Annotated in this window: 6 protein-coding genes; 3 read left to right on the top strand and 3 right to left on the bottom strand. The window is 45.4% G+C overall.

Annotated features, from left to right (window positions below; genetic code table 11):
• Window positions 1-76: 76 nt before the first annotated feature.
• Window positions 77-1585, bottom strand: a complete 1509-nt coding sequence (pepA, locus tag R7P64_RS21000) for a leucyl aminopeptidase (protein WP_005381073.1) — start codon at window positions 1583-1585, stop codon at window positions 77-79.
• 200 nt (window positions 1586-1785) lie between these two features.
• Here pepA and lptF point away from each other — a divergent pair, with 200 nt between their 5' ends.
• Window positions 1786-2886: an LPS export ABC transporter permease LptF gene (gene lptF / locus R7P64_RS21005; protein WP_005381072.1), complete on the top strand. Its 1101-nt coding sequence runs from the start codon at window positions 1786-1788 to the stop codon at window positions 2884-2886.
• Between the two features lie 3 nt (window positions 2887-2889).
• Window positions 2890-3960: an LPS export ABC transporter permease LptG gene (gene lptG, locus R7P64_RS21010; RefSeq protein ID WP_005381071.1), complete on the top strand. Its 1071-nt coding sequence runs from the start codon at window positions 2890-2892 to the stop codon at window positions 3958-3960.
• Between the two features lie 87 nt (window positions 3961-4047).
• On the opposite strand, the gene R7P64_RS21015 is transcribed toward lptG, so the two are convergent.
• Both R7P64_RS21015 and R7P64_RS21020 read right to left on the bottom strand, forming a co-directional pair.
• Window positions 4048-4527, bottom strand: coding sequence for an RDD family protein (locus tag R7P64_RS21015; protein ID WP_005381070.1), 480 nt, complete (start codon window positions 4525-4527; stop codon window positions 4048-4050).
• A gap of 184 nt (window positions 4528-4711) precedes the next feature.
• Window positions 4712-5980, bottom strand: a complete 1269-nt coding sequence (locus R7P64_RS21020; protein WP_213868944.1) for a DUF2254 domain-containing protein — start codon at window positions 5978-5980, stop codon at window positions 4712-4714.
• A 227-nt stretch (window positions 5981-6207) separates the two neighbouring features.
• Between R7P64_RS21020 and R7P64_RS21025 the strand changes: the two genes are divergently transcribed.
• The coding region (locus R7P64_RS21025; RefSeq protein WP_318123930.1) for an SDR family NAD(P)-dependent oxidoreductase at window positions 6208-6681 on the top strand (474 nt) is incomplete at its 3' end.

Raw genomic sequence — 6681 nt, forward strand, 5'->3', positions numbered from 1 at the left:
TTAAGTCCCACTTTCATTTTAGAAAATTAGGATAATAAAAAAGGGCCTTGCGGCCCTTTTAGATGTTGTTCAGAAATTACTCTTCTGTCTCTTGGCCGCTGCGGTTCAAAAGGAATTGGACAAGCATTGAGACAGGACGGCCCGTTGAGCCTTTCGCTGCGCCTGATTTCCACGCGGTACCTGCGATATCGACGTGTGCCCAGTTGTACTTCTTCGCGAACTTAGATAAGAAGCAACCCGCAGTAATTGTGCCACCAGGGCGACCACCAATGTTTGCCATATCCGCAAACGGGCTTTTCAACTGTTCGTGGTACTCGTCTGCCATTGGTAGACGCCATGCACGGTCACTCGCTTGCTCAGAAGCGTTTACTAGCTCATGAGAAAGAGGGTTGTGGTTAGAGATTACGCCGCTGATATGGTGGCCTAGTGCGATAACACAAGCACCAGTTAGCGTTGCAACGTCAACCACGCAGTCTGGTTCGAAACGCTCTACGTAAGTCAGTGCGTCACAAAGAACAAGACGGCCTTCAGCATCCGTGTTCAGAACTTCTACAGTTTGACCAGACATGGTCGTTAGGATGTCACCTGGACGGTAAGCGTTGCTGCCAGGCATGTTTTCACAGCCCGCTAGAACACCAATAACGTTGATTGGTAGGTTTAGCTTCGCCAGCGCTTTCATTGTACCGAATACCGATGCCGCACCACACATGTCGTACTTCATCTCATCCATACCTTCACCCGGCTTTAGAGAGATACCGCCTGAGTCGAAGGTTAGACCTTTACCTACGAGCACAATCGGTTTTGCATCTGAGTCAGGGTTACCTTTGTACTCGATGATAGACATCATAGATTCGTTTTTAGAACCACGGCCTACTGCTAGGTAAGAGGTCATACCCAGCTTTTCCATCTCTTGCTCACCAATAATTTTGGTGGTTACGGTTTCGTAGTCGTCCGCTAGACGACGAGCTTGAGAAGCAAGGTAAGCTGGATTAGCTACGTTTGGCGGCATGTTGCCAAGGTCTTTTGAGGCTTTGACACCTGATGCGATAGCAAGACCATGAGTGATTGCTTTTTCACCCAAGTTCAATTCACGACGCGTTGGTACGTTGAAAACAAGCTTGCGCAGTGGGCGGCGAGTCTCAGGTTTCACGCTCTTGAATTGATTAAATGTGTATAGACCATCTTTAGTCGCTTCTACAGCCTGGCGCACTTTCCAGTATGTATCACGACCCTTAACATGCAGTTCAGTTAGGAAACATACCGCTTCCATTGAGCCTGTCTCGTTAAGTGTGCTGATCGTCTTTTGAATGATTTCCTTGTACTGGCGCTCGCCAAGTTCACGCTCTTTGCCGCAACCGACAAGTAAAACGCGCTCTGACAAAACACCTGGTACTTGATGCAGTAGCAGCATCTGACCAGGTTTACCCTCTAGATCACCACGGCGAAGTAGTGAACTGATGTAACCGTCACTGATTTTATCAAGTTGTTCGGCTACTGGAGAAAGGCGACGTGGTTCAAACACACCAACAACGATACATGCGCTACGTTGTTTCTCTGGACTGCCACTTTTTACACTGAACTCCATGCGTACTCCTACATCCTGAAGACAAATTGCTCTAAATGTTAGATAATGATCGCTTACTTGTTGAATTTTAGCTCCAGGCTTACATGCAGAGCTGATTAAGCGACTAACATCTAGTTTATAATTTTTAAAAAAATAAATGGTTCAACGGGAAACTATAGTGATTCGACCAAAAAAACAAGTTTTGTATAGGTAATTTCAGCGTGATTATTGTTAGATATTTGATCCGCGAAACACTCAAGAGCCAATTTGCGATTTTTTTCGTACTTTTTTTGGTGTTTGTAAGCCAGAAATTCATAAGTGTTCTTGCTGATGCTTCTGATGGGGATATTCCTGCTGGATTGATTTTCTCGATTGTTGGTTTGAACATGCCAGCAATGGGTCTGTTAATGCTGCCTTTAAGTCTGTATATCGGCATATTGATCACATTTGGTCGTCTGTATGCAGAGAGCGAAATTGTCGTAATGAACGCGACAGGTATTGGTAATAAATTCTTGGTTCAAGCGGCCTTATACCTAGCGTTGATTACTTCAGCGGTGGCGGCTTTCAATGCGTTGTGGCTATCGCCGTGGTCTCAAGACCGCGTTGAGCAGCTTTATGAGCAGGTAGCGTCAGAAAACAGCGTTGACCTACTTAAAAAAGGTCAGTTCCAAGGTACACCAGACGGTTCATCGGTTGTGTTCATCGATGACATTAAAGACAATACCTTGAGCAACGTTTTTGTTGCGCAGATGCGCCCTCGAGATTCGGTGTTACCGAGTGTGATGTTCTCATCTTCTGGTGAAGTAAAAGAGCTTTCGGACGGTCGTCAGATCATCACTATGAAAGAAGGTACGCGTTATGAAGGTGTGCCTACTCGCGTTGAATATATGATCACGAAATTCGATGAATACGAAGGTGTTATCGGCCAACGTGAGGTCAAAAAGAAAGGGCGAGACTGGGAAGCATACCCAACGGTTGACTTGATAGGTCACCCAGATCCAGAGGCGCAAGCGGAGCTACAATGGCGAATTTCGTTATTTGTGTGTATTCCACTCTTAACGATGCTCGTTATTCCTTTGTCTGCGGTGAATCCGCGTCAGGGACGGTTTGCCAAAATGGGGCCTGCGATTCTGATCTATCTAGCGTATTTCTTGGCGATCAGTGCAACCAAATCTGCATTAGAAGATGGTGATATCCCGGCTGCTATTGGTATGTGGCCAATCAATGCGATGTTGCTGATTGTTGCTATCATGGCGAATATGATGGACAGCGTTGCTGCTAGACGAATAAAAGACAAATTCCGCAAGAAGAGGCTCGCGTAAGCTGTGTTCAAAATCTTAGACCTTTACATCGGTAGAACCATCATCTCTACCACTGCCTTGGTTTTAGCGACGTTTGTTGGCTTATCGGGCATCATCAAATATGTAGAACAGCTACGTAAAGTAGGGCGAGGTGTGTACGACCTCACTCATGCGTTGTACTTTGTGTTACTCAGTGTGCCGCGTGATATCGAAATGTTCTTTCCAATGGCGGCATTACTCGGTGCCCTGATCGGCTTAGGTATGTTGGCTTCAAGCTCTGAGCTGGTGGTGATGCAAGCTGCTGGTTTCTCTAAGCTGGATATCGGGTTATCGGTACTAAAAACGGCCGTCCCGCTCATGATTGTCGTTATGGCGTTAGGTCAATGGGGCGCTCCTGAGGCCCAGAAGATGGCCCGTGACTTACGTGCGTTTGCGATATCAGGTGGTAGCATTGTGTCTGTGCGCTCAGGTGTGTGGGCTCGTGACGCAAACGACTTTATCTTTATAGGTAAAGTCGAAGACGACAAGCTTTATGCTTTAAATATGTGGCGTTTTGATGATGATAAGAATCTACAAAAAGTTATTTTCGCCGAAGAAGTCGACTACCAACAAGATAACAACTGGCTGATGCGCTACGTACAAATTACGGACATGGAAAATGAAAACGTAATTTCGAAGCAAGACATCGAACAGATGGAGTGGCACACCTCTTTGGCACCAGATAAGCTAGCCGTGGTGACCGTGAAGCCAGAAGAACTGTCACTGAGCGGTTTGTATGATTATGTTACTTACCTAAAAGCATCGGAACAAGATGCATCTCGCTATGAGTTGGCGTTTTGGCGTAAGTTGACTCAGCCGCTTTCAATTGCTGTGATGATGTTAATGGCGCTATCTTTTGTTTTCGGTCCACTCAGAAGCGTGACCATGGGGGCAAGGGTATTGTCGGGCGTGGTTGCCGGGTTTACTTTTTACATATCCAGTGAGTTCTTTGGCCCATTAAGCTTGGTGTATGGCATATCCCCAGTGTTTGGTGCTTTGGCCCCGAGTTTGGTGTTCTTAGCTATTGCGATTGCACTGCTACGAAGAAAGCTATAACTGAAGCATCATCGAATAAACCATGTTTCATCGGACTAAATGTAAAAGGAAGGCATTATGCCTTCCTTTTTTGTATTCCCGGATAAGTTAGTTTGCCTTAGGCAACACAACAACCTCTGTTTTTGCCCAAATGTCGTGGAAACCACGTTTCTTGGGATCAATCGGCACAGTCAGGTTTGCCAAACCAAAGCCAGATGTCGAAATACGAATCAGAGCTTGAGTTACCGTAATTGGTGCTCCGTCTTTGGCATTGCGAACTCGAAGCTTCCAAGCGCGCATCCCAAGAGTTTGTCCTGCTCGCGTCCAGAAGAACACAAAGAAATATATCCACACACCCGCAAGATAAAGTGTAAATAGAGGGCTCAATACAGGGTGCTTTCCGAGCATATCTGCGGCATCTGCGTACTCGCCATAGCTCAACAATCCTGCTGCATTTAGTGCAAACACAACGGCCATAACAATACCTGCGGCCATCATTTCAATTGCGATAATAATCAATGTGTCGTAAATCAACGCTGCAAGTCGACGAAAGAGACCAGCAGGTGGAAGAGTTGTAGACGTTGTCATTATTCCATCACTTACCTTAAAAATTGTGCGTCAGAATATAGATTCCCTCACCAAGAGAAAAGAGACCTAACGCACAGAGTCTTTAATTGTGTATAAACGAAGAGACTTTTCTGCCCTACGTTATCAGCACATGTCATGATACACGAGGCCGTGCAGCAATATGTTTCAACTGAATTCGATTCTCTTAACCATTGGCTCTTTGGTCTGTGACCAGATTAGATAGCTGAGAGAGTTGGTGTTTCTCATCTTCGGTATAATGTTGGCTTAACGAAAGCTCTAAAGCTTTTTCTGACAGCTTGATTGCTGGTGACAAAAATAACTTAGGGTGCATACTAGAGAGAGCTAGCAAGGCCTTTTGTAGGCGAACCTGTATTTGGAGTTGCGCTGCACCATCGTGTGCTATCGGCAAAAAGACATCATCAAACAAATCCTGGCAGCTCAATGCGGGCACAAATAGTCTAGGATATCGAGTTTTGGTAGGAGGCTCACTGAGTAGGTCTCCCCATAATGAAAGTGCTCGTACAGAACGCCCAAGAACGTCAATTGCGGTGCCATTATCATTTACAGCCGGAGATAGTGCTCGTGAGGCGATTTCCGCCATAACGACTAAACCAAAGCGAGGGTCCTGATCATATGAACGCTCCGTTCGAATCGTGAAGGCTGCCGTTACTTCGCTTTCGTCTGGCAATTCTCCACAAACCCAAGCCAATGGTTGACCTACGTACACAAAACTTCCCGGTTGTCGCTCAAGGTAGATGGTGCATTGGTTTGCTTCAGCAATACTATCGAGATGATGCATATCAACATGCTGTAAGTAGCCAATTTCTTGGCTCAAAATAGGTTTACTTCCTCTGGGTTTATGTTCTGGGTGGCTCCACGGGTGAGCACCTAGCCAACGCTCTTTGCCCCGTTTTCTTATCGCATCTAACAAGGCTTGCTCCACGTATGAAGTGGTTTCACTGACCCTTCCTAGTACGGAAAGGTGCTGAATCCAACGTAGCAGAGTGAGTATGATCATCACGATTACGGCGATAGTTACGATGAACAGATAAATTTGTGCTTGTTGATGATAGGCCCCAATACCTAGCGCGATAATTCCTACCAAACTAAATAGAAAAGAGCCAAGAAAGGTTGCTAAGGCATTTTGTGTTGTGCTGTCTTCCATCAACAGTTTTGTCGCTCGCGGCGTTACCCCTGCACTAGCGGCACTGTACGCTGAGACCATAATATTGAGAGAGAATGTAGTCACTGCAAGCATGGAGGTTGCGAGGATATTTAATATGTTGTTCAACAAATCCTTGCTGACGTTGATGGCAGGGGGCAGAGTAATGAACTGGTTTAAAACAATCGACATTAAGGCGGTAGCAACAGCTAGTAATGCGTAGAGTGACGTCCGGACCCACAGTTTTCGTGTCATCTGTTTCAGTAACCACTGCCATTTTGACCCAGTCATTCTTTGCTCCTATTCAGTTCTCACTAGAAAGTCGATAGAAAATTCAGAAAGTTATTCTTGCTTAAGCATAGGTTAAATGCCCGTCGTTCTGCTTGATATTTCATGCATCACGAAAGTAAGAAAGCTGCTTGCTTCAAAGAATGGTGCTCTTGAGGTGTGAATTACCACGATTCTGTTACCTTAATTGATAGATGAATTAAAAGTATGTGATTGAAAAGAGGTAGCGCATGATTGTAATTACAGGTGCAAGTAGCGGTTTAGGGGCTGAACTAGCAAAGCGTTATGATGCGGAAGGCAAAGAGACGTATGTAATAGGAAGAAATACAGAAAAACTATCCGCACTAGCAAAACAACTCTCTCATAACGTTGGTTATCAAGCTTGCAACCTCTCATCGCACCAAAATGTGAAACAGCTCTTTGATGGGGTGAAACAGTCCCCTGAAATGGTCATTCATAGTGCGGGAAGTGGTTATTTTGGCTTACTGGAAGAGCAGGAGCCGGAAGAGATTCAAAAGTTGATTGATAACAACCTGAATTCTGCGATTCATGTGTTAAGAGAGTTAGTAAAGCGTTACAAAGATCATCCAATAAAAGTGGTCATGATCATGTCCACAGCCGCGCAAAAACCTAAAGCGCAAGAGTCTACGTATTGTGCAGTGAAATGGGCCGTCAAAGGATTAATTGAGTCGGTTCGTTTGGAG

It is taken from the genome of Vibrio sp. 2304 (assembly GCF_033339475.1).
In the GTDB taxonomy this organism is placed as follows: Bacteria; Pseudomonadota; Gammaproteobacteria; order Enterobacterales; family Vibrionaceae; genus Vibrio; species Vibrio alginolyticus.

What these genes read in the sequence shown, in the direction of transcription:
- R7P64_RS21015 (WP_005381070.1), bottom strand. Translation starts at nt 4,527, where the DNA reads ATGACAACGTCTACAACTCTTCCACCTGCTGGTCTCTTTCGTCGACTT.
- R7P64_RS21020 (WP_213868944.1), bottom strand. Translation starts at nt 5,980, where the DNA reads ATGACTGGGTCAAAATGGCAGTGGTTACTGAAACAGATGACACGAAAA.
- pepA (WP_005381073.1), bottom strand. Translation starts at nt 1,585, where the DNA reads ATGGAGTTCAGTGTAAAAAGTGGCAGTCCAGAGAAACAACGTAGCGCA.